Source organism: Mesorhizobium sp. WSM4845, assembly GCF_055811455.1.
In genome coordinates this window covers 23,046-46,200 of sequence record NZ_JBVVQA010000031.1, presented here as the reverse complement: position 1 = coordinate 46,200, position 23,155 = coordinate 23,046, and the positions used below count along the sequence as shown (strand labels likewise).

The following is a 23,155-nucleotide window of genomic DNA, read 5'->3' as shown; positions in this document are numbered from 1 at the left end:
CCGCGTTCCTCCTGCTCAGCCCCTGGCGGTCCGGCAGCGACATTGCCTGTCCGATCGGATAGCCGCAAGCAGTTAGCGGCAAACGCGTACCGCATTTTCACGATGGCGCCTTGCCATTTGCAGATCGACACCCCATCATGAGGGCGTGTTCAACAAATCGAAAGGAGGTGATCCGATGTCGAGTGATTTCGTTTTCCAGAACGTGGCCTCAGCGGATTGCACTTTCGGGAAGCAGTCTTCCCGTTAAGGCGCGAGATGCGCGGCTGGCGACGCCTGGAGCGCCGCGCGTCCTTTGGATGCGCAAAGGACGCTCCAGCACTTTAAGTCACGTCGCTGCCATGAGCCGCGCCATGGACGGAAACACGGAAGGCCGCCGGCTTCGAAAGAAGCGGCGGCCTTTTCCTTGTCCGGATCCTGCCTGGTCAATGCCCTCTATTTGGTCAATGCCAGGCTTTCGATGTTGCGCGCTATATCCTGGAAAGCCTGGTTGAGCTCCGTCCCGTTCGCGGCCTGATAGAAGTGCTTGATCTTGCCGGTATCCGGGCTCGCGCAATTCTGCAGTGTCGCCTGGGCATTCTCCTCGTTGAGATCGAAACCGATGGTGAAGATTTCGATGCCCTTGTCGCGCATGGCGGTACAGAGCGTCTTGGCTGCCGTGCGGGTCGGTTCCTTGCCGGCATCATTGTAGACCTCACCGACAGTGCTGGCATCGAAATAGGACAGGTTGAACTCGCCGTCGGTCATCAGGATCGCGATTTTGGCGACCTTTTTCGGATCCGCCTTGGCCGGCCGCTGCGACGCGTTCATCACACTGCCCCAGTTTTCCGAAAGCATGTACCAGGTCCACTGCACGCCGATATGGCCCGCGGTGCCGCCCGATGCGACAAAGTTCTTGATGACGTTCTTGAGCGCCACGGCGTCCGCCGTCAGCGGCTTCAACGCGGCGACCGGGCAGGCAGCCGTGCCGGTCGGCCAGGCGAAGAACGACAACAGGTAATCGCGATTGATCATGCTGATGTCGGGACCTGCATCCGAATATTGATAGGTGCCCTTGCGCTCAGTGGCGCAATTGTCCGGACGCGTTAAGCCGGAGACATACTGTATAGCGCCATTGCCGGGCGCCTGCTTGCGCTGGCTGGTCGAGGCTTCGACGTAGACGCTGCTGCCGGCAAGCGCGCCGGCATTCACCGAATTGGCGTAGGGCACGATGGAGACTCGCACTCGGGGGCTGGAGGGGTCCTGACCGCCCAGGAAGCTGTCGACCGCGTTCGCTGCGGCCGTCCTCAGGTCGATTATTTTCTGGCCGGCCATTGAACCTGTGACGTCGAGCATCATCGCCACTTCGATCGTCTTGTCCGAATAGACTGCCGTGGTCGATGCGGCAATGCGCTTCATGTCCCCCATGCCGAAGATTGGAAAATAGAGGCCAAGATCGACATGGATCTCCGCCTGAACCGTCTTGGCGATTTTGTCGATGGTCAATTTGTCGAGGACGATCCGATCAGCCTGCAGCATGCCCGCTCGGCTGTTGGCATCGAGAAACGCCTGCACCGACTTGTTGGCGTCCGCCTCGTTGATGACGCCGGTGGTCAGGTCGCGTGCCGTCGAGGTCACCGCCGCATCGACCACGCCCTGTAAGCTCGATTTGGTGTTGTAGAGCTGGGAAACATTGACGGCAAAGCCAACGCCAAGCGCCAGCACCGACGCGACCATGCCGAACAGAACCGCCAAATTTCCGCTTCGATCTCGGGCAAAGCCGCCGATCGCGTGAACAAGACCCCCAAAACGCCGCATGCTTTCGCCTCCATTCGCCACGACCTCGAAGCCGTGTGAAGGCCGCATTGCAGGATTCCGGCCGGACGGCGTCGTCAACGCAGCAAAAGCCAGCGGCTCATCGTCAAACCATTGTTTTTGCTTAGTTTCGAAATGCGGCAATGTAAACAACTGGTAAACGACAAGCCGCTGCGGCAGTTTCGTTTACCAAGCGCTTACCATGATCCCGACGTCTGCCGTGGAGCACAACGGCCCGATCCCGATCCGGCACAGAGGGTCTGTGCCGAAGCGGATCAGGCGCATCATATCCGTAGGACAGCCCGATGATCGTAACAGCCGGACGCGCTGGACGCGCTGCGCCGCTATGTCAGCATCTGCGCGCTGGCCGTCCTGTCGACCCCGCGATGAGGCGGGTTGAACAGATTGCTTTCCTGCTCGTAGGTCCAGACCTTGAACAGGCTGAGCCGGTGCGGGCCGAAACTGTGCAGCAGCGGCACGTCGGTCGCGTCGCGGCCGCGCGCGATGACGACGCGGCCGATCCTCGGCATGTTGTGGCGGGGGTCGAACGTGTACCACTTGCCGTCGAGGAACACTTCCAGCCACGCCGAAAAATCCATCGGTGCCAGGTCGACCGGCACGCCGATGTCGCCGAGATAACCGTTCACGTAGCGGGCTGGGATGTTCATGCAGCGGCAGAGCGTGATCGCCAGATGAGCGAAGTCGCGGCAGACGCCGACGCGCTCCTCATGCGCCTGCGCCGCCGTGCGGGTCGGGCGCGCATAGCCGTAGCCGAACGACAGACGGTTGTGGACATAGTCGACGATCGCCTGCACCCGGGCCCAGCCGGATGGAACAGGCCCGAAAACCTGCCAGGCCAGATCGCTGAGATGATCGGTTTCGCAATAGCGACTGCCGAGCAGATAACACAGCACCTCGTCGGGCAACTCCGCCACCGGCACTTCCCTGGCCAGCGTGTTGACCTCGTCGGTCTCGCCGCTGTCCTCGACGACGGCGTCGTAAAGAATGCGAAAGCCTCCGCCAGGCGCGGTGAAGCGGCGGCAGGTGTTGCCATAAAGATCGTGATAGAGCCTGGTTGGGACGGAAGGCGAGGTCAGCACGCGCGTTTGCCGCTTGATGTCGGCCTGGCGCTGCTTGTGGATCTCGAGCAGCGAAATCACCGGGGTGGATTCAGCACAGTCGATGGCGATTTCGTAGCCGAGCCGAATCAGCATTGCGGTTCCCCTCTTGTGAGTGTCGTGGAAGACGATTGTATTAACGCGAGAGGGCCGGCCGTGGTTCCCTGGTCTGTCGAAAAAGGCGATCTCGTGCCTTCCCATGCCGCCGGTGCGACGTTACGGTCGATCGACAGGCTTTGGTCCCTTCCGAAACAACTTGGGATAGCAGATGTTCGCAGGCAGAAAATTCGCAGCCTTGCTGTTCGATATGGACGGCACGGTGGTCAATTCGATTGCCGCGGCAGAAAGGGTCTGGGCAGACTGGGCACGCCGGCAAGATCTCGACGTTGCCGCATTCCTGCCAACGATCCACGGCGTGCGGGCGATCGAGACCATCGCTCGGCTGGCGCTTCCAGGCGTTGACCCGATGCGTGAAGCCGATGCGCTTCTGCAGGCCGAGGTGGCCGATATCGACGGCATCCTTCCAATCGCCGGCGCCGCGGCGTTTCTGGCGTCGCTGCCACCCGAGCGCTGGGCAATCGTCACTTCGGCGCCGCGCGAGCTGGCTCTGCTGCGCATCGCGGCCGCCGGCATCCCGCTTCCCGCCACCCTTGTCGCGGCCGAGGACGTTTCCCGCGGCAAGCCGGCGCCGGATTGCTTCCGGCTGGCGGCCGAGCGGCTGGGCGTCGACGCGCGCGACTGCCTCGTTTTCGAAGATGCGCCCGCCGGGATAGCGGCGGCCGAGGCCGCGGGAGCCACCGTCGTGGTGATCAGCGCCACGCACCAGCATCCGTTGCAAACGCCGCATGCTGCGATCGCCGGTTATGAGGGGATCGGCGTCACCGTCGACGACCGCGGCTGGATTGTCCTCGGCGCGGAGCGCGCTGCGGCTTAGGGTATGTTGAGATTCAGGTCAGGCCGAGCCGGAGTCGAAGACGGGCGCGAAGCGACCAGACTAGGTGGGTTCCGAGAACCGGAACGGAGCGGACTTTCAGGTCCGTGAGAAGCGCAGGAATCCGCTGTTCGCAGGCCGGCATCACCTGAATATCGACATACCCTTAGAAATCGCTGGCTCTTAGAAATCGCTGGTCAGGCCCTTCACTTCCCAATCGCCATAGCGGCCGGGTTCCCTGCCGCCACGGCCGCCGAGTTCCCGGGGCATCGCGGCTTCCTGCTGGCGATAGTGTTCGCGCCGTGCTTCCGCTTCCGCCAAAGCGCGGCGGGCTGCCGGTGTCAGCGTCCTTTGCGGCACGTCGTGACCGGGGCCGGCGTCTGCATTGCTGGTTTCGCCTGATATATTGGCTTCGTCGATCATGCGATATTCCCGGCGATTGAAACCGGCCCCAATTGAAACAGGGCCACACGTTTCCCATCATATAGCGATGAGCCGACAAGGATCGACCCTTTTTCCGAAAGGCCGGCAGAAACGGAGCAGACAATGAACACACTTCGCACCGCCATGCTTTTGGCAGCGATGACCGCGCTGTTCATGGGCGTCGGCTATCTGATCGGCGGATCGGGCGGCATGGTGATCGCCTTGCTGATTGCCGCCGCGATGAACCTGTTCAGCTATTGGAACGCCGACAAGATGGTGCTGTCGATGAACCGCGCCGTCGAGGTCGACGAAAGGAACGCCCCGGAATATTACGCCATCGTGCAGAGCCTCGCCAGACAGGCCGGCCTGCCGATGCCGAAAACCTATCTGATCGACAACCCGCAGCCCAACGCTTTCGCCACCGGCCGCAACCCGCAGAATGCCGCGGTCGCCGCCACCACCGGACTGTTGCAGCAACTATCGCACGAGGAAGTCGCGGCGGTGATGGCGCACGAGCTCGCCCATGTGCAGCACCGCGACACGCTGACCATGACGATCGTCGCCACGCTTGCCGGCGCGATCTCGATGCTCGGCAATTTCGCCTTCTTTTTCGGCGGCAACCGGGACAACAACAATTCCCTTGGCATTATCGGTGTGCTGGTGGCGATGATCGTGGCGCCCTTTGCCGCGATGATCGTGCAGATGGCGGTCAGCCGCACCCGCGAATACGAGGCCGACCGGCGCGGCGCCGAGATCTGTGGACAGCCGCTCTGGCTTGCCTCGGCCCTTGACAAGATCGCTCGCGGCGCCGAACGCATCCGCAACCCGGATGCCGAGCGCAATCCGGCAACTGCCCACCTCTTCATCATCAATCCTCTTTCCGGCGAGCGCATGGACAGCCTGTTTTCGACCCACCCGAGCACCGACAACCGCATCGCCGCCCTGCAGGCGATGACGCAGGACATGGCCGGTGGCGCATCCGCCTCCGCGCAGCCGCAAACGCCGATGTCGCGGCAGGCAGACGAACAGCGGCCTTCGGGCCCGTGGGAGAGAGCTGAGCAGCCGGCTGAACCGGCCAGGCCAAAGTCCAATCCCTGGGGCCGCAATCCGACCGGACCCAAGGGTCCGTGGTCGTGAGCGAAGCGAAACGCCGGCACCGAATTTCAGGCGATCATGAAAACAATGCAGCGAGCCCCGGCGAACCTGTTGCCGGCCTGGCCGCGCGCAAGGCCGCGGCACGATTGCTGGCCGCCGTCATCGATGCGAGGACGCCGCTGGACGGGCTGACCGACCATGAGAACGGCCATCCGCAATACAAGGCGCTCGACCTGCGTGACCGGGCGCTGGTGCGCGCCATACTGGTCACTGCGCTTCGCTTCCGCATGACCATATCAGGGTTGCTGGCCCGCCGCCTGGAAAAGCCGCTGCCACCCAACGCCACCGCGCTTTCGCATATTCTGCATGTAGCAGCGGCGCAGATCCTGTTCCTCGATATTCCCGACAGCGCCGCAGTCGACCTTGCCGTGACCCACGCCAAGTCCGATCCGCGCACGGTGCGCTTCTCCGGTCTCGTCAATGGCGTGCTGCGCACGCTGGCGCGATCCAAGCAGGCCGAACTGGCTGCAGCGCTTGCCGCCACCGACGAAGCGCCGAAATGGTTTTCCGACCGGCTGAAAGCCGCCTATGGCACTGAGAAAGCCAGGCAAATCCTCGCCGCCCACAGGTACGAGGCGCCGGTCGACTTCACGGTCAAGACCGATCCTGCGCTGTGGGCCGAGCGGCTCGGCGGCATCGTGCTGCCGACCGGCGCTGTGCGCGTGGAGAAACTCAGCGCCTCGGTCACTGAACTGCCCGGCTTTGAAGACGGCGCCTGGTGGGTCCAGGATGCCGCCGCCAGCCTTCCGGCCCGGCTTTTCGGCGACGTGAGGGGTTTGCGCGTCGCCGATCTCTGCGCCGCCCCCGGCGGCAAGACCGCTCAGCTCATTCTCGGCGGCGCCACGGTCACCGCGATCGATTCCTCGAAGAACCGGTTGGCGCGGCTCTCGCAAAATCTCGAACGGCTCGGTTTGTACGCAGAGGTTGTCCAGGCCGATCTGCTCAAATACGAGCCGGAACAACTGTTCGACGCCGTCCTCCTCGACGCGCCCTGCTCCTCGACCGGCACGGTGCGGCGGCATCCCGACGTGCCGTGGACGAAGACGGCGGCCGACATCGAAAAGCTCGCCAATCTGCAACGCAGCCTGCTCGCCCGCGCCGTCAGCCTGGTCAAGCCTGGCGGGCGCATCGTCTTTTCCAACTGCTCGCTCGACCCGCTCGAAGGCGAGGCGCTTCACCGCGCCTTCCTCGCCGGGACGGCTGACATTGTCGACGATCCGCTCCGCCCGGGCGAGATCGCCGGCATTGATCCGTTCCTGACGCCGCAGGGCACGCTGCGCACCACGCCCGCAGATCTGGAGCTCGGCTCACCGGAACGGTCCGGCCTGGATGGCTTCTTCGCCGCCCGCATGCGCAGACCCGGCCAACGCTGAAAGTTTGAAGACTGTTTTAGGAAGAATCCTGCGGAAAACAGGCTGAATTCCAAGGCCTCCGTGGAATTCGCCTTCGCATAAGTTCTTGAATCACATAAGCTTGTCTTCGGATTGGGCGCTACGAGGAGGGCTTTTGGCGATCGCTGCCGGCAGCACGACGCGTCTATGGACGCTTGCCGCGAAGGAGTTTTGGCGCAAGACGCGCCGGCGCCTGCGTGGCGGGCCGATCCATCGCTGGCGCTACTCCGGCCGCACACCGGAACGCGTGTTGATCGCGCCGCCGGACCTGCGCCTGGCCGACCGGCAGATCGCGCTCGAGATTTATTATGGCCGCTATCCGCTGTCGGGACATCTGGTCGAAACCGGCGGCAAGTCGCCCTTCCAGATCGCCGTGGCCAATCCCGGCTGGCAAAAGGCCCTGCACGGCTTTCGCTGGCTGCGCCATATGCGCGCCGCCGGTACCGAGCTTGCCGCCGCCAATGCCCGCGCGCTGGTCTCCGACTGGGTCGCCATTCATGGCAGCAATATTTCCGGTGTCGCCTGGGAGCCCGGCACGACGGCCAAGCGCGTCATTGCCTGGCTGCAGCATTCCTCGGTGGTGCTGCAGGGTGCTGAATTTCCCTTCTACCGGGCGTTCCTGAAATCGCTGGCCATGCAGATCCGCTATCTCAGGGCGATGGCACGCGAGATGCCGGACGGCAAGGACAGGCTGCGCGCCCGCATCGCGCTTGCCTTTGCCGCTCTGTCGCTACCGGCGCCGGCGTCGGTGCTGCGAGGCGCAACCCGCAACCTCGCCGAGGAACTCGACCGTCAGATTCTGCCGGATGGCGGCCATATTTCGCGCAATCCGATGGCCGTGCTTGAAATCCTCGCCGACCTTCTGCCGCTGCGCCAGACCTATGCCAATCAGGCCGAAACGCCGCCGGCGGCGCTGATGGGCGCCATCGATCGCATGCTGCCGGCGCTGCGTTTCTTTCGCCACCAGGACGGCAGCCTCGCCCGCTTCAACGGCATGGGCGCGACCATCCACAACCGCATCGCCACCATTCTGCGCCACGACGACACCGCCGGCGCGCCATTGCTGCACGCACCGCATTCGGGCTACGAGCGCCTCTCCATGGGCGGCGTCACCGTGATCGCCGATACCGGCCCGCCACCGCGCATCGATGTTTCCAACGCGGCGCACGCCGGATGCCTTTCCTTCGAGCTGTCTTCCGGCCGCCGCCACTATGTCGTCAACGCCGGCGTGGACACCTATGGCGCCGCCGAATTCCGGCCGCTTGCCCGCGCCACGGCCGCCCATTCGACAGCCACCATCAACGACACCTCGTCGGCGCGTTTCAGCCACTCGCTGCGCGTCAACGATCTGCTCGGCACGCCGTTGATCGGCGGCCCGCAGCATGTGCCTTGCAAGCGCACCGACCAGCAAGGCACACAGGGTTTTCTGGCTCGCCATGACGGCTATGTCGCGCGCTTCGGCTTGCTGCATGAGCGCGAACTGAAATTGTCGACGAACGGCAATGTGCTCGCCGGCAGGGATCGCCTTCTGCGGCCGGGCAATGCTGCGATCCGCAACAACGGCCGCGATTTCGTCACCGTGCGCTTCCACATCCATCCCGACATAGGCCTGCTCAAGGACGAGCACGACCGTCTGGTGCTGACCGCCGATGAAGCCGACACATGGGTGTTCACCTGCACCGAGGTGGCGCCCGAGGTCGAAGAATCCATTTATTTCGCCGGTCTTGGCGGCCCGCGCCGCAGCCGGCAGATCGTGCTGGCCTTCAAGGCGTCAGAGATTTCCGAAGTCCATTGGCAACTGACACGGACGGCCATCGCCGGTCATCCGGCAAAAAGCTGAGACTGCGGTAGCCCCGCAGTTTGATTTCCAGGCCTCATGTGCTACGGCGCGCGGACACTGTCCCAACCAGCCGTGAAAGGCCGCCAGCCCATGGCCGTCGCCGCCAAGAACATTCCCGCGCCCGACCTCGTTCCCGTTCGTCGCGCGCTGCTTTCCGTTTTCGACAAGACCGGGCTCATCGATTTCGCCAGGGCGCTGGCCGCGGCCGGCGTCGAGCTGGTCTCCACCGGCGGCACGGCAAAGGCGATCGCCGAGGCAGGCATGGCTGTGCGCGACGTCTCCGAACTCACCGGCTTTCCCGAGATCATGGACGGCCGCGTCAAGACCCTGCATCCGTCCGTGCACGGCGCGCTGCTTTGCGTGCGCGACGATCCCGAACACGCCGCGGCGATGCGCGATCATGGTATTGAGCCGATCGATCTCGTCGTCTCCAATCTCTACCCTTTCGAGGATGTCCGCCGCTCCGGCGCCGCTTACGCCTCGATCGTCGAGAACATCGACATAGGCGGCCCGGCGATGATCCGCGCTTCGGCCAAGAACCACGCTTACGTCGCCATCGTCACCGATCCCGAGGACTATGCCTCGGTGCTCAACGCGCTGGAGATGAATTTCGGCTCGCTCTCGCTGGATTTCCGCAAGAAGCTGGCGGCCAAGGCCTTCGCCCGCACCGCGACCTATGATGCGGCGATTTCCGGCTGGTTCGCCGAAGCGCTGGAGATCGAGCATCCCACCTGGCGCGCCTTCGGCGGCAGGCTCGACCAGGTGATGCGCTACGGCGAGAACCCGCACCAGAGCGCCGGCTTCTACGTCGATCGCGACAAGCGACCGGGCGTCGCGACGGCGCGCCAGCTTCAGGGCAAGCAGCTTTCCTACAACAACATCAACGACACCGACGCCGCCTTCGAACTGGTCGGCGAGTTCGATCCGGCCCGCTCCGCCACCGTCGCCATCATCAAGCACGCCAACCCATGCGGCGTCGCCGAGGGCGCTTCGCTGAAGGCGGCCTATGCCAAGGCGCTTGCCTGCGATCCGGTCTCGGCCTTTGGCGGCATTGTCGCGATGAACCGCACCCTCGATGCCGAGGCCGCCGAAGAGATAGTCAAAACCTTCACCGAGGTCATCATCGCGCCGGGCGCCTCGGACGAAGCAATCCGCATCGTCGCCGCCAAGAAGAACCTGCGCTTGCTGGTCACCGGCGGCTTGCCCGATCCGCGCGCGGCCGGCTCCACTGTGAAATCCGTTTCCGGCGGGTTGCTCGTCCAGGGCCGCGACAATGCGGTGGTCGACGACCTCGACCTGAAAGTGGTGACCCGGCGGGCGCCGACGCCGGCCGAAATGGCCGATCTCAAATTCGCTTTCCGCGTCGCAAAGCACGTCAAGTCGAACGCCATCGTCTATGTCAGAGACGGTGCCACCGTCGGCATCGGCGCCGGCCAGATGAGCCGCGTCGATTCGTCGCGCATCGCCGCGCGCAAGGCGCTCGACGCGGCCGAGGCAGCCGACCTGGCCGAGCCGCTGACCAAGAATTCTGTCGTCGCCTCGGATGCCTTTTTCCCGTTCGCCGACGGGCTGCTGTCGGCGATCGAAGCCGGCGCCACCGCCGTCATCCAGCCGGGCGGCTCGATGCGCGACGACGATGTCATCGCCGCCGCCGACGCCCACGGCATCGCCATGGTGTTTACTGGCGTCAGGCATTTCAGGCATTAGCGCCTCTTGCCTTCTCCCCTTCTTGTGAAGGTGGATTGGCGCGCAGCGCCAAGACGGTTGAGGGGTGCTGGACGGAGTGCTTTTGGTGCCAGCTGGAGCACCCCTCGTCCGTCGCCTTCGGCGACACCTTCTCCCACAAGAAGGAAAAGGCGCTCCTACTCCGCCGGCTGGTCCGCCGGATACGGCGTGCGGATCAGGATCGCCAGGCCGACGCCGAGGAACAGCACGATTGCCGCCATGCCCAGCCGCGACGAGCCGCTGGCCAAGGTGATCGTGGCCACCAGGAATGGCGCAGCAAAACTGGTCGCCCGTCCGGCCAGCGCGTAGATGCCGAAATAGCGGCCCGATTCGGCCGCGGTGACGCTGCGCGCCATGTAGGAGCGCGACGATGCCTGCACCGGCCCGAAGCCAAGCCCGATCAGCAGACCAAAGAAGATGTAGGCTTTTTCCGCCGGCGTACCGAACAATCCGCCGTTGTCGGCTCCGGGCAGCATCCAGGCACCGAACAGCGTGTAGCCCGGCCCGGTCGAGACGATGCCGATCGTGGCGAGGCTGAGCAGGACAAGCGCAATCATCACTATGGTCTTGGAGCCGAGCGCCAAGTCGAGGCGTGCGGCAACCAGGCAGCCGACGATGGCCACGACGTTGAGGATGATGCCGAACAGGCCGATCTCGGTGATCGACCAGTGGAACATCGCCGCCGCAAAGGCACCGCCCAGGGCAAGCAACGCATTGACGCCGTCCTGATAGATCATGCGGGCGACGAGGAAGCGGAAGATGCCGCTGCGTTTGCGTATTTCGCCCAGCGTCGATTTCAGTTCCGACAGTCCCTCGCGCACCGCCGGTCCAAGCGGAATGCCCTTCACCGTATCCGGTGTGAAAAAGAACATTGGCAGGATGAACAGCAAATACCAGGCCGCCGAGAGGGGTCCGGTGGCGCGCGCGTCCTCGCCGAGCTTCGGGTCGAGGCCGAAGAGCGGGTCGAGGCCGACAATCGTCTTGCCGGTTTCCAGCGAACTGGCCATGAAGGCGACGACGAAGATCAGCGCAATCATCCCGCCGAGATAACCAAGACCCCAGGCCATATTCGAGATTCGGCCGATTTCGCTCTTCGGCACCAGGCGCGGCATCATCGAATCATTGAACACGGTCGAGAATTCCGCCGCGACCGAAGCCAGCGAGAAGAACAGCACGACCAGGAAAAGGTTCGAACCGGGAGCAGCGAACCATAGCAGGCAAAGACTGGTGATCTTGACCGCGGCGAAGAGTGCGATCCACGGTTTTCGCGGGCCGGTCTGGTCGGCGATCGAGCCGAGGATCGGCGATAGCACGGCAATGGCCAGACCCGCCGCGGCGATGCCGTAACCCCATGCCGCCTGGCCCGTTTCCGGATCGCTCGCCATGCGCGAGACGAAGTAGGGACCGAAGATGAAGGTGGTGATGACGGTGAAGAACGGCTGTGCCGCCCAGTCGAACAGCATCCATCCCCAGATGCCGCGTTCCGGCGCTCGCTGCACTGCTACCTCGGCCATATGCCCTCCTGCCCCGTTCGCTTGGCCCGCGACCGGCGCCATGTCTGCATGTTTCCGGTGCTCACGCAAATGACAGGGGTCGCGCCGCCCCTCATTGCCCTGCCGGGCATTTCTCCCCGTATAGGGACGGGGAGAAAGACATTGTGATCGGCGGTTTCGCGAACGGCTGCCGTTGCAGAAAAGGCGCTGGCGTTGCAGCAAGTTCCTTCTCCCCGTCACTATACGGGGAGAATGTGGCGGCAGCCGGATGAGGGGCAGCGCCGGCCTTGTGAAGCGAACAGTTCACAGCGCCGTCAGGTCGCTGATCAGCCCCGATGCCACCGACAGCCGCGACACGGTGATGTCGCCGCCCTCGGTCAGCGCCTGCAGCCGCTCGCGGATGCGCCCGACCCTCTCGCCGCCGGCCTCCAGCCATGCCGCCACCGGGTCCGCCGCCCCGGCATGGCCGGTGAGCGCCGCCACGGCGATGCCGCGCCTGGCTGCGCCGATCGTGTCGGTGGCGCGGAAAAGCGCCAATTGATCGTAGTAGTCGGACGGCGCGATCGAGCGCGCCGCATCTTCGACGCGCGGAATGCGGAAGGCATCGCTGACCGCGAAAAACGCCTTCGCGGCGGCGATGATGTCGGCATTCGCCGTTCGGGCCGTCAGCGCGATGTCAGGCACGACGCCGGCCACATCGGTCAGCGCCAGATGTTCTGCCAGCTGTTCGGGCGCGCCGCCCTTGGCCAAACCATGCCGCCGCTCCTCTATCCGCTCGCGCGAGAAGGCCGGAAGCAGCGAAGGGAGCTTCGGCTCCAGTGCCTTGCGGGCGTTCTGCAATTCGGCGATCCGTTGGCCCAGCGGAGCGGTGCTGGTATCATTCTTGAGATACCAGCCGCTGGCGACATAGGTAAGCCGACTGACGGCTTGATAAAGGTCGAGCTGCACCTGCCCGTCGATCTGGTTGTCGAGCGCGTCGATCTGGCGATAGAGCGCCGGCAAGCCAAAGCCGTCGCGCACCACAGCGAAGGTCCGGACCACGTCGGCCGCGCTGCGACCGGTTGCTTCCTGCAGCCTGTTGACGAAGGGTGGGCCGCCGCGATTGACCAGATCGTTGGCGACGACACGGGCGATGATTTCGCGGCGCAGGCGATGGCCATGGATTTCGGCCGCGAATTTCTTCGTCATCCGGTCCGGAAAATAGCCCATCAGGTCACGGTCGAAATGCGGATCGTCCGGCACGTCGCTGGCGACGATGTCGGAAAACAGCACGATCTTGGCATAGGCCAGCAGCACGCCGAGCTCGGCCCTGGTCAACGGCTCGCCGCGCGCCTCGCGCTCGGCAAGGCCTGCCGGCGACGGCAGAGCTTCGACATTGCGGTCGAGCAGGCCGCGCGCCTCGAGCGCTGCCATGAAACGGCTCTGATGGGCGATATCGGCAAGGCCACGCTTGCGGGCAAGGGACAGCGCCAGCGTCTGCTCGTAATTGTTGGACAGCACCAGCGCGCTCACCTCGTGGGTCATTTCGGCGAGAAGCTTGTTGCGCGCTGGGCGGGTCAGCGCCCCCTTGCGCATGGCGGAAGCCAGCGCGATCTTGATGTTGACCTCGACGTCGGAGCAGTTGACGCCGCCCGAATTGTCGATGGCGTCGGAATTGCAGCGCCCGCCATTCAGCCCGAATTCGATGCGGGCCCGCTGCGTCGCGCCAAGATTGGCGCCCTCGCCGATGACCTTGGCGCGCACTTCGAGCGCAGTCACCCGAATGGCATCGTTGGCGCGATCGCCAGCGTCCTGGTTGCTTTCCGTCGATGCCCTGAGATAAGTGCCGATGCCGCCGAACCACAAAAGGTCGGCCGGCGCCTTGAGGATGGCGCTCATGATCTCGACCGGCGAGGCGGTCGTCTTGCCGAGGCCGATCGCCGCGGCCGCGGCCGGCGGCAGCGTGATCGATTTCTGGCTGCGCGAGACGATGATGCCGCCTTCGGACAGTTTTGTCTTGTCGTAGTCCTGCCAGCTCGAACGGGCGAGGGCGAACATGCGCCGGCGCTCGGCCATCGAAACCGCTATGTCGGGAGCGGGATCGATGAAGATGTCACGATGGTCGAAGGCGGCGATCAGCCGGGTCTGCTCGGACAGGAGCATGCCGTTGCCGAACACGTCGCCCGACATGTCGCCGACGCCGACAACGGTGAAGGGTGTGGTCTGGATATCGCGGTTCATCTCGCGGAAATGTCGCTTGACCGCTTCCCAGGCGCCCTTGGCGGTGATGCCCATCTTCTTGTGGTCGTAGCCGGCCGAGCCGCCGCTGGCGAAGGCGTCGTCGAGCCAGAAGCCATGCTTCTCGCTGATGGCGTTGGCGGTGTCGGAGAAGGTCGCCGTGCCCTTGTCTGCGGCGACGACGAAATAGGGGTCGTCCTGGTCGCGCCGCACGACCTGAGCCGGCGGAATGACGCCGTCCAGGCCGATATTGTCGGTGATCGACAACAGGCTGGAGACGTAATTCTTGTAGGCGGACGCGCCGGCTTCGAAGATGGCGTCGCGGCCGGCGCCCATCGGCAGCTTCTTCGGATAGAAACCGCCCTTGGCGCCAACCGGCACGATCACCGCGTTCTTGACCTGCTGCGCCTTGACCAAACCGAGCACCTCGGTGCGGTAGTCCTGGGCGCGGTCCGACCAGCGCAGGCCGCCGCGCGCGACCGGGCCGAAGCGCAGATGCACGCCCTCGACCTCGGAGCCGTAGACGAAGATCTCCCGCCACGGCCGCGGCGCCGGCAGGCCGTCGACCGCTTGCGAATCGAGCTTGATCGTCAACGACTGGCCCTTCTCCTTCAGATCGGGAACGAAATGATTGGTGCGCAGCGAGGCTTCGATCAGGTTGAGGTAGCGACGGACGATGGTGTCGTCGTCGATGTTGGGAACCTCTTCCAGCGCATCCCTGATCTTGGCCTTGAGGTGCCTGGCCGCGACCGCCCCGCCCGTCTGCGCCGTCGGTCCGAGGCGGGCGACGAACAGCTCATGCAGGCCACGCGCGATCTCCGGATAGCGGTTGAGCGCGGCGGCAATGAAATCCTGGCTCTGTGGGATGCCGGCCTGCTGCAGATAGCGGCCGTAGGCGCGCAGGATGGAAATCTCGGCCGACCACAGGCCGGCGGTCTGGGCAAGGCCGTTATAGCCGTCATTGTCGATGTCGCCGCGCCAGACGGAAAGGAACGCGTCTTCGAACAGCGCGCCGCGGTCGCCAAGGTCGATTGGCTTGCCGTAGCTGTTTTCGAGTTCCATGTCGTGGATGAAGACCATGCCCGGCTGATCAGTATTGATCATGTCGGAAGCTTCGTCCCCGACCTCGAAGGTGCGCTCGCTGATAACGCGGAAACCGATGTTCTCCAGCACCGGCACCCGTCGCGACAGCGCCACCGGGCTGCCATGGTGATAGATCTTCAGCGCCGCCTGATGCGGTTCCTGGTTGGCATGACGATAATAGTCGATGGCGATCGGATTGGCCGCGCTGATCCTGGCGATGCGCCCGGCATCGGCCAGCGCCTCCGCCGGTGAGAAGCTGTCGCGATAGCTTCCCGAGAAGCGCGAGGCGATCGCCGTGAGCGCCGCATCGGCGCCGGTCTCTTCGGCGGTCTCGCGCAGAATGTCGTCCCAGGTCCGCACGATGGCGCGGATCGCTGCCTCGATCGTCGCCTGGTCGACCTTCGGCGTCCTGCCGCCGGAACGGCCGATGATGAAGTGGACACGAGCCAGCCCGCCTTCCGGGAAGGCCGGGTAGTAGGCCGAAAGCCGGCCCTGGAACACCGTCCTCAGATAGGTGCCGATCTTCTCGCGCACGACGCTGTCGTACCGGTCGCGCGGCACGAAGATGAGGATCGAGACGAAGCGGTCGAACTGATCGGCGCGCACCAGCGCTCTGACGCGCGGCCGCTCGATCAGCCCCAGAATGGCTTCGGCGTGCTTGCGCAGGATCGGCACCGGAACCTGGAACAGTTCGTCGCGCGGATAGCTCTCCAGCACGTTGATCAGTGCCTTGCCGGAGTGATCTTCAGGGTTGAAACCGGATTTGGCGATGATGGTTTCGGCTTTCGACCTGAGATAGGGGATCTTCATCACCGAGCGCGTGTAGGCGGTCGAGGTGAACAGGCCGACGATGCGCAGCTCGCCGGCGAGCACGCCCTTGGCGGTGTAGGTCTTGACGCCGATGTAATCGAGATAGATGCGGCGGTGCACCGACGATTTGGCGTTGGCCTTGGTGACGATCAGCGGTTCCGGCCCGTGCAGAAAGGCGCGGATTTCCGGCGTCGTCGACACCGCTTCGGTGCCGCGCCGCAGCACCAGCACGTCGGGATCGGAGAGGATGCCGAGGCCGGGCTTTTCGGTGCGCTCCAGGGTGCCGCTCTTCTCGCCGCCGGTATATTTGAACTCGCGCATGCCGAGGAAGGTGAAATTGTCGTCGCGCAGCCATTCGAGGAGGGCGATCGCTTCGGTGACGTTGGCCTTGTCGAGCGGCACCGGAGCGTAGCGGAACTCGGAGATTGCCTGGTCGAGGCGGGCCAGCATCGGCTTCCAGTCGGTGACGGCGGCGCGCACCTGGCCCAATATTTTCTTCAGCCGGTCAGCCAATGCCTCGGCCTGCTCGGACGAAAGACGGCCGATATGGACGTGGATGACGCTCAGCCGTTCATGACTGTAATCGCCCTTGGCGAAGCCGCCATCGCCGAGGATTTCGTCGACGCCGCTCTTGCCGTGCCTGACGACGATGACCGGATGGGTAACCAGCAGCGGTTCGCCGGCGCTCTCGGTGATCTCGCCGAGGATGGAATCGAACAGGAACGGCATGTTGTCGTTGACGACGGTGATCACCGTCATCGGCCTGCCCTGGCGCACGACACCGGAATCGACGTCTATGGCGACGACGCAATCGCCCTTCTTGTGCCTGGCGACGGCGCGTCCGGCGAGATCGGCGGCACGTTCGAGTGCGGTGACCTCATAGGCGGCGACATCTTCGGCCGGCGCACGGGCCAGCAGGTAATCGGCAAGCCTGCCGGGTTTCTCGCTGCCCTTGGCCGTGCTTATCTTTTTCAACTGGCTTGCAGATTTCAGGCCGGCCATGTCGCTAAATCCCTCCCGTCATATGTTTTGCGACTATGGTAGCAGATGACCGATATTTGGCGACAAAGGTTTGACCGCTTGCGACGAAATGTCGGGATTCGCCGGTGGGTCACCGAAAATGAGGAGAAATCCGCCATAAAAGACAAAATCGTCGCACTTGACCTCGCGCCTGCGGAACTGAGCGAAGCGACGAAAGCCTATTTCGCCAAATGCGAGGAGAAGCTCGGCCTCGTTCCCAATGTGCTTTTGGCTGCGCGCCTTCACCGACATACCAGGCGATGGCGCGGTGAGAGCATGGCGATTGCGAGCCAACTGGACCTCACATTAGTGATTCGCATTCTCGTTGCTTGTTTTTCGGTTTGGTCCGATGATCGCCCTGCGGCGTGACCGCATGTCGGTTCGACGCCCGCCGATCAACGGAAGATCAACGGAGGAGAACATGGCGAAATTTCTCTATGTCTATCACGGCTCCGGCAAGATGCCGACCGACGACGCCGAACGGCAAGCGGCGATGGATGCCTGGAACGGCTGGTACGGCAAGCTTGGCTCGGCCGTGGTCGACGGTGGCAATCCGGTCGGCATGTCGAAGACCGTGCTGCCCGGCGGCAAAGTCGAGAACAATGGCGGCAGCAATCCGACCGCCGGTTACACAATCATCGAAGCGAACGACATCGACGATGCCGTCGCCAAGGCCAAGGATTGTCCTATCCTGAAGGACCCGGGTTTCAGCGTCGAGATCGCGCCGATCATCGAAATGGGCTGACGCACCGGCTCAGGATCGAGCCGCAATCGCCGCCGCGGCACCGGCCATGGTGGTGGCGCTGACGCGGTTGGCGATCTTCATCGCCCGCCTGCTCTTCAAGAGTTTTCGCGCCTGCGCTGCCGCCAGCACCCAGGCCAGATCGATGGCGACCAGAACCACGGCCATGGTCAGCGTCAGCTCGATCCAGCCGACGACCGTCACTGAGGCGAGATCGATGATGGTCGGCAGCAGCGCCAGGTAGAACATCATGATCTTGGGATTGCCGAGTGTCACCGCCATGCCGGCAAAGAACAGTTTGACGGCTGACTCCTCGCGCGGCATCTCGCCTTCGCGCGCCTCGACCGGGGCCGTCCACATCTTCCAGGCGACGTAGGCGAGATAGGCGACGCCGACCCATTTCAGCACGACGAAGGCGAGATGGAAGGTCTGCGCCACCACCGCCAGCCCGAACACCGCCAGCGACAGCCAGATGGCCTCGCCGATCCACATGGCGAGCAGGAATGGAAACACGTCGCGAAAGCCCTTTGCGATGACCCGCGCCACCAGGGCGGCAATCGACGGGCCGGGCGAGCCCGCGGCGACGAAAAGGGCGGCGGCGAAAATGAGGAGAGAGGTGAGGTGCATGTGAGTGCCTTCGAACGTCAGAAAGCTAAAGATATCCGATCGGCGGCGATTTGGCACCCCTGCAGCTTGCGGAGAACTTTGCCCTCTGAAGAGGCGCCAGCGCTGCCCCTCATTTGGCTGCCGCCATCTTCTCCCCGTGAACGGGGAGAAGGGCGCCGTCATCGACGGTTCCACCAATTACCAGCGTTGCAAAAAATGAACGCCGAGGGTGCGGTCAGCGGTCTTCTCCCCGTCCACGGGGAGAAGGTGCCGGCAGGCGGATGAGGGAAAGCGCCGACCTCCATGGATCAGGCTAAGCCCGTCTATGTCGGAAATATGCGTCGCGAGAGCATAGATCCCTTACGCACTAAGCATCGAGACGCAAACTTCAGCCTCGGGTCGATTGCCGTATGCGACAGCCGTGACGAGTTTGCCGCAGATCTCTCGACATCCGCTTACGCCGCGCCGACCACTTTCGCCGATTTCTCAAAACGCTTGCGCTCGTTCGGGTCGAGATAGAGCTTGCGCAGACGAATGGTCTTCGGCGTCACTTCGACCAGCTCGTCGTCCTGGATCCAGGCCAGCGCGCGTTCCAGCGTCATGCGGATCGGCGGCGTCAGCTTCACCGCTTCATCCTTGCCGGCAGCGCGGATGTTGGTCAGCTTCTTGCCCTTCAGCACGTTCACCTCGAGGTCGTTGTCGCGTGAATGGATGCCGATGATCATGCCCTGATAGACCTTGACGCCTGGATCGATGACCATCGGGCCGCGGTCTTCCAGGTTCCACATCGCATAGGCCACTGATTCACCCTGCTCGTTGGAGATCAGCACGCCATTGGTGCGGCCCGGCAGCTCGCCCTTGTAAGGCTCGTAGGCATGGAACAGCCGGTTCATGACTGCTGTGCCGCGGGTGTCGGTCAGCAGTTCCGACTGGTAGCCGATCAGGCCGCGCGTCGGCGCGTGGAAGACGATACGCTGGCGGTTGCCGCCCGACGGGCGCAATTCGACCATCTCGGCCTTGCGCTCCGACATTTTTTGCACGACGACGCCGGCATGCTCTTCGTCGACGTCGATGACGACTTCCTCGACCGGCTCGAGCAACTCGCCGTTCTCGCCCTTCTGCATGACGACGCGCGGCCGCGACACGGCAATCTCGAACCCTTCGCGGCGCATCGTCTCGATCAGCACGGCAAGCTGCAATTCGCCGCGGCCGGAGACGAAAAACGAATCCTTGTCAGGCGATTCCTCGATTTTCAGCGCGACATTGCCTTCGGCCTCGCGCAGCAGGCGGTCACGGATGACGCGGCTGGTCACCTTGTCGCCCTCGGTGCCGGCCAGCGGGCTATCGTTGACGAGGAACGACATCGTCACGGTCGGCGGATCGATCGGCTGCGCATGCAGCGGCTCGGTCACCGACAGGTCGCAGAACGTGTCGGCGACGGTGCCCTTCGACAGGCCGGCGATGGCGACGATGTCACCCGCCTGCGCCTCGTCGATCGGCTGGCGCTCGAGCCCGCGGAAAGCCAGGATCTTCGAGATACGGCCGGTTTCGACCTGGGTGCCGTCATGATGCAGCACCTTGACCGCCTGGTTGGACTTCAGCGTGCCGGATTCGATGCGGCCGGTGATGATGCGGCCAAGGAACGGATTGGCTTCCAGGATGGTGCCGATCATCCGGAACGGGCCGGGGTGGACGGTCGGCGCCGGCACATGCTTGATGACGAGGTCGAACAGCGGCGCCAGACCCTGGTCCTTCGGACCTTCGGGGTTTTCCGACACCCAGCCGTCGCGGCCCGAACCGTAAAGGATAGGGAAGTCGAGCTGCTCGTCGGTCGCGTCGAGCGCTGCAAACAAGTCGAACACTTCGTTGACCACCTCGACGTGGCGGGCGTCCGGCCGGTCGATCTTGTTGATGACGACGATCGGCTTCAATCCGACCTTGAGCGCCTTGCCGACGACGAATTTTGTCTGCGGCATCGGCCCTTCGGCGGCGTCGACCAGCACGATGGCTGAATCCACCATCGACAGGATGCGCTCGACTTCACCGCCGAAATCGGCGTGGCCGGGGGTGTCGACGATGTTGATGCGGGTGTCCTTCCAGTCGACCGAGGTCGCCTTGGCCAGGATGGTGATGCCGCGTTCCTTTTCGAGGTCGTTCGAATCCATGGCGCGTTCGGCAACGCGCTGGTTGTCGCGGAACGAGCCGGACTGTTTCAGGAGCTGGTCGACGAGGGTGGTTTTCCCATGGTCGACGTGCGCGATGATCGCGATATTACGAATTTTCATGTTGTGGTCTCGGGAGCGTTGCAGGCAGCAGGCCAAAAGGCGCTGCCTCTTTCGGTTGGGCGGCTCATACAGGGTTTTTCGCAATTGCGAAAGAGGAGGCGTGCCACCAAATAGATGGTCACCAAATCTTAAGCGTCTTGGTGTGAAATTGAATTATTAACCAAAGCGGAACCTTTCACGGTCGGGACAGTTCAAATTTCATGAGCAAAACGGGCATCAGATACCGGCCAATCCTTGCATGGGCTGCGCTCGCCGTCCTGCTTGCGGCAGGGGTGGCACAGTCGGCCGCGACGTCGACGGAGCCTGCCCTGCCGTCCGACACCCGAACGGCGGAGCAGTTGTTTGCCGACGCTCCCGATGGCGTCGACCCGGTGGTGACCGGGCCGGTCAGCGCCGCCTTCAAGCAAAGGCAGGAGGCCGCCAACTGCGACAGCGCTGTTTGGCCCAATATTCCGACCGTTTGCTATCCGGATTAGGACTGCTTTCCGCACATTGTCGGAAAGGTCAGATCGACCCTTCCTGAAGTCTTGCCAACGCCGGCGCAGCCCCCCATCCGCCTGCCGGCACCTTCTCCCCGTAAACGGGGAGAAGCCCGCTGCGCGAAATGTCGGCTCTCCTTCTGCAACGTTCGCGATTAGCGAAATCTTCGATGCGGGCCACTTTCTCCCCGTTTACGGGGAGAAATGCCCGGCAGGGCAATGAGGGGCAGCGGGACGTCACCCAGGATTGATACAACGTGACCCAGTCCCCTCACGCCGAATGCACCGGGTCGAGCGTGACCTTGTAGAGTTCATTGTCGTCGCGATCCATCAGCCGCACCGTCATCTGTTCAGTGGCGCCATCGATGTCGACGAGGCCGAAGAACTGCAGGCCGGCCGAGGGTGGCAGGTTCTGCCCCTGCTCGGCGGTTGGCGCCTTGATGAATTTCAGCTCCGGGCCGAAGGTCATGTCGAAATCATTGGGTCCATAGGTGCCGGCATGGAGCGGACCCGAGACGAATTCCCAGAACGGATTGAAGTCCTGGAACTGCGCCTTGTCGGGATTGTAGTAATGCGCCGCCGTGTAGTGCACGTCGGCGGTCAGCCAGACGGTGTTGGTGATGCCGGCATTCTTTATGTAGCGAAGGAGGTCGGCAGTTTCCAGTTCGCGGCCCTTGGCCGGGCCATTGTCGCCATTGCTGACGGCCTCGGCGCCGGCCTTGTTGGTGGCGTCGTTCCAGACGACGAGACCAAGCGGCATGTCGGCGGCGATGATTTTCCAGGTCGCGTTGGAGTTTGCCAGTTCGCGCTTCAGCCACTTCATCTGCTGTTCGCCGAGGATGCGCGATTGCGGCGTCACCGTATCCTGCATGCCAGGACCGTTGGCGCCGCGATAGGAGCGCATGTCGAGGAAGAACACGTCGAGCAGCGGCCCGTAGGCGATCTTGCGATAGACGCGGCCCGGTTCCGACGGCTCGTAGCGGATCGTCGTCATCTCGTGGAAGGCACGTGCCGCGCGAGCCGCCAGCACATGGATGTTTTTTTCCGAGTAGCGGTCATCGGCGCTCAGGTTCTTCGAATCCGACCAGTTGTTGACCACCTCGTGATCGTCCCACTGGTAGAAGGTCGGGCAGATGGCGTTTAGCCCCAGCACGTTCTTATCCATCATGTTGTACTTCCACTGGCCGCGGTACTCGTCCAGCGTCTCGGCAACCTTGCGCTTTTCGTCGATGAGGACCTTGTTCTTCCACTTGCTGCCGCCGGGCAGCTCGACCTCGTCCTTCATCGGGCCGTCGGCATAGATGGTGTCGCCGGAATGCAGGAAGAAGTCGGGCGTATGCTTGCCGATCGTGGCATAGGTCTTCATGCCGGTGTCGTCGATGCCCCAGCCCTGGCCGGCGGTATCGCCCGACCAGGCGAAGCGGATGTCGCGTTTCGAGGCCGGCGCCGTGCGGAAGCGGCCGACGATCGGCTCGGAGACGGCGTTGATGTCGGCAAGATCGGCCGCGACCATGCGATAGAAGATGTCCTGGTCGGAGGTGAGGTCGGTGAGCAGCCGCTTTACGGTGTAATCGCTGGCCGGCGACGTATCGAGCGGCGCAAGGCGCAAGGGATTGGCGAAATTCTCCGTCGACGAGACTTCGAACATGACGCGCGAAGGGCGGTCGGTCCGCGTCCACACCACGCCACTGGTTGCGTCGACATCGCCCGACTGGATGCCATGGGTGAAGGCGGGCCGCTGATTGGCGCGCGAATAATAGGGAAGCGCGAGGCCCGATACGCCGACGAGGCCGGCGGCGCTCGCCGACGTGACAAAAGCGCGGCGCGAAATCTTGTTCATGGCTGTCTCCTGGATGGCTTAAACGTCGCCGCCAAGGTCCAGCCTCAATGTTTCACGCACATCTCGAAACCATGAAGGTTTTCTGACGATCAACAGGCTGGCGAATCTCCCCCCTCGAGGGGGAGATGTCGCCGAAGGCGACAGAGGGGGTCGTGTCGCGTGGAGCGCCAACCTCCTGCGTCGGCGATAAGGGGCCGAGCCCGGTC

The 23,155-nt window shown here is 63.7% G+C and carries 15 protein-coding genes and 1 pseudogene; 8 read left to right on the top strand and 8 right to left on the bottom strand.

Translation table 11 applies throughout. From position 1 onward, the window contains the following. Nucleotides 1-432 precede the first annotated feature (432 nt). On the bottom strand, nucleotides 433-1,794 hold the full coding sequence (locus tag AC0L2C_RS27440; RefSeq protein WP_473524900.1) for a TadE/TadG family type IV pilus assembly protein: 1,362 nt from the start codon (nucleotides 1,792-1,794) through the stop codon (nucleotides 433-435). Nucleotides 1,795-2,135: 341 nt separating this feature from the next. Continuing rightward, nucleotides 2,136-3,005, bottom strand: a complete 870-nt coding sequence (locus AC0L2C_RS27435) for a transglutaminase-like domain-containing protein (protein WP_473524899.1) — start codon at nucleotides 3,003-3,005, stop codon at nucleotides 2,136-2,138. Between the two features lie 172 nt (nucleotides 3,006-3,177). Between AC0L2C_RS27435 and AC0L2C_RS27430 the strand changes: the two genes are divergently transcribed. Next, on the top strand, nucleotides 3,178-3,843 hold the full coding sequence (locus AC0L2C_RS27430; RefSeq protein WP_128173621.1) for an HAD-IA family hydrolase: 666 nt from the start codon (nucleotides 3,178-3,180) through the stop codon (nucleotides 3,841-3,843). A gap of 180 nt (nucleotides 3,844-4,023) precedes the next feature. Here the strand turns inward: AC0L2C_RS27430 and AC0L2C_RS27425 are convergent, their stop codons facing one another. Further along, nucleotides 4,024-4,263: a DUF1674 domain-containing protein gene (locus tag AC0L2C_RS27425; protein ID WP_287063409.1), complete on the bottom strand. Its 240-nt coding sequence runs from the start codon at nucleotides 4,261-4,263 to the stop codon at nucleotides 4,024-4,026. A gap of 123 nt (nucleotides 4,264-4,386) precedes the next feature. Between AC0L2C_RS27425 and htpX the strand changes: the two genes are divergently transcribed. The 4 genes from htpX to purH all read left to right on the top strand — a co-directional run bounded on the left by htpX (nucleotide 4,387) and on the right by purH (nucleotide 10,356). Beyond that, complete coding sequence (gene htpX / locus AC0L2C_RS27420) at nucleotides 4,387-5,400, top strand: zinc metalloprotease HtpX (protein WP_473524898.1); 1,014 nt, start codon at nucleotides 4,387-4,389, stop codon at nucleotides 5,398-5,400. Continuing rightward, a complete protein-coding gene (locus AC0L2C_RS27415; protein ID WP_473524897.1) occupies nucleotides 5,391-6,791 on the top strand; it encodes an RsmB/NOP family class I SAM-dependent RNA methyltransferase in 1,401 nt (466 codons plus the stop codon). The genes htpX and AC0L2C_RS27415 overlap by 10 nt, the downstream gene beginning before the upstream one ends. 133 nt (nucleotides 6,792-6,924) lie before the next feature. After that, entirely contained in the window at nucleotides 6,925-8,649 is a 1,725-nt protein-coding gene (locus tag AC0L2C_RS27410; protein WP_473524896.1) for a heparinase II/III family protein, read from the top strand. Nucleotides 8,650-8,739: 90 nt separating this feature from the next. After that, on the top strand, nucleotides 8,740-10,356 hold the full coding sequence (purH, locus tag AC0L2C_RS27405; protein WP_128248082.1) for a bifunctional phosphoribosylaminoimidazolecarboxamide formyltransferase/IMP cyclohydrolase: 1,617 nt from the start codon (nucleotides 8,740-8,742) through the stop codon (nucleotides 10,354-10,356). A 155-nt stretch (nucleotides 10,357-10,511) separates the two neighbouring features. On the opposite strand, the gene AC0L2C_RS27400 is transcribed toward purH, so the two are convergent. Together AC0L2C_RS27400 and AC0L2C_RS27395 are read right to left on the bottom strand one after the other, a co-directional pair. Then, on the bottom strand, nucleotides 10,512-11,888 hold the full coding sequence (locus AC0L2C_RS27400; protein WP_473524895.1) for an MFS transporter: 1,377 nt from the start codon (nucleotides 11,886-11,888) through the stop codon (nucleotides 10,512-10,514). A gap of 282 nt (nucleotides 11,889-12,170) precedes the next feature. Then, nucleotides 12,171-16,979 (bottom strand): NAD-glutamate dehydrogenase, encoded by a 4,809-nt coding sequence (locus AC0L2C_RS27395; RefSeq protein WP_473524894.1) that lies wholly within the window; start codon nucleotides 16,977-16,979, stop codon nucleotides 12,171-12,173. A gap of 135 nt (nucleotides 16,980-17,114) precedes the next feature. Between AC0L2C_RS27395 and AC0L2C_RS27390 the strand changes: the two are divergent. Continuing rightward, nucleotides 17,115-17,231 (top strand): annotated as a pseudogene (locus AC0L2C_RS27390) (peroxidase-related enzyme); the annotation flags it as partial. A gap of 187 nt (nucleotides 17,232-17,418) precedes the next feature. Continuing rightward, nucleotides 17,419-17,742: a YciI family protein gene (locus tag AC0L2C_RS27385; RefSeq protein WP_023800470.1), complete on the top strand. Its 324-nt coding sequence runs from the start codon at nucleotides 17,419-17,421 to the stop codon at nucleotides 17,740-17,742. 9 nt (nucleotides 17,743-17,751) lie between these two features. Here the strand turns inward: AC0L2C_RS27385 and AC0L2C_RS27380 are convergent, their stop codons facing one another. Both AC0L2C_RS27380 and typA read right to left on the bottom strand, forming a co-directional pair. Beyond that, nucleotides 17,752-18,366 carry a LysE family translocator gene (locus AC0L2C_RS27380; protein ID WP_473524893.1) on the bottom strand — a complete coding sequence of 205 codons (615 nt, stop codon included), beginning with the start codon at nucleotides 18,364-18,366 and terminating at the stop codon, nucleotides 17,752-17,754. Between the two features lie 434 nt (nucleotides 18,367-18,800). Further along, nucleotides 18,801-20,630 (bottom strand): translational GTPase TypA, encoded by a 1,830-nt coding sequence (gene typA, locus AC0L2C_RS27375; RefSeq protein WP_027154593.1) that lies wholly within the window; start codon nucleotides 20,628-20,630, stop codon nucleotides 18,801-18,803. 200 nt (nucleotides 20,631-20,830) lie between these two features. Here typA and AC0L2C_RS27370 point away from each other — a divergent pair, with 200 nt between their 5' ends. Continuing rightward, on the top strand, nucleotides 20,831-21,106 hold the full coding sequence (locus tag AC0L2C_RS27370) for a hypothetical protein (protein ID WP_023800473.1): 276 nt from the start codon (nucleotides 20,831-20,833) through the stop codon (nucleotides 21,104-21,106). Between the two features lie 274 nt (nucleotides 21,107-21,380). On the opposite strand, the gene AC0L2C_RS27365 is transcribed toward AC0L2C_RS27370, so the two are convergent. Further along, nucleotides 21,381-22,949: an alkaline phosphatase D family protein gene (locus AC0L2C_RS27365; RefSeq protein WP_473524892.1), complete on the bottom strand. Its 1,569-nt coding sequence runs from the start codon at nucleotides 22,947-22,949 to the stop codon at nucleotides 21,381-21,383. Nucleotides 22,950-23,155: the final 206 nt, after the last annotated feature.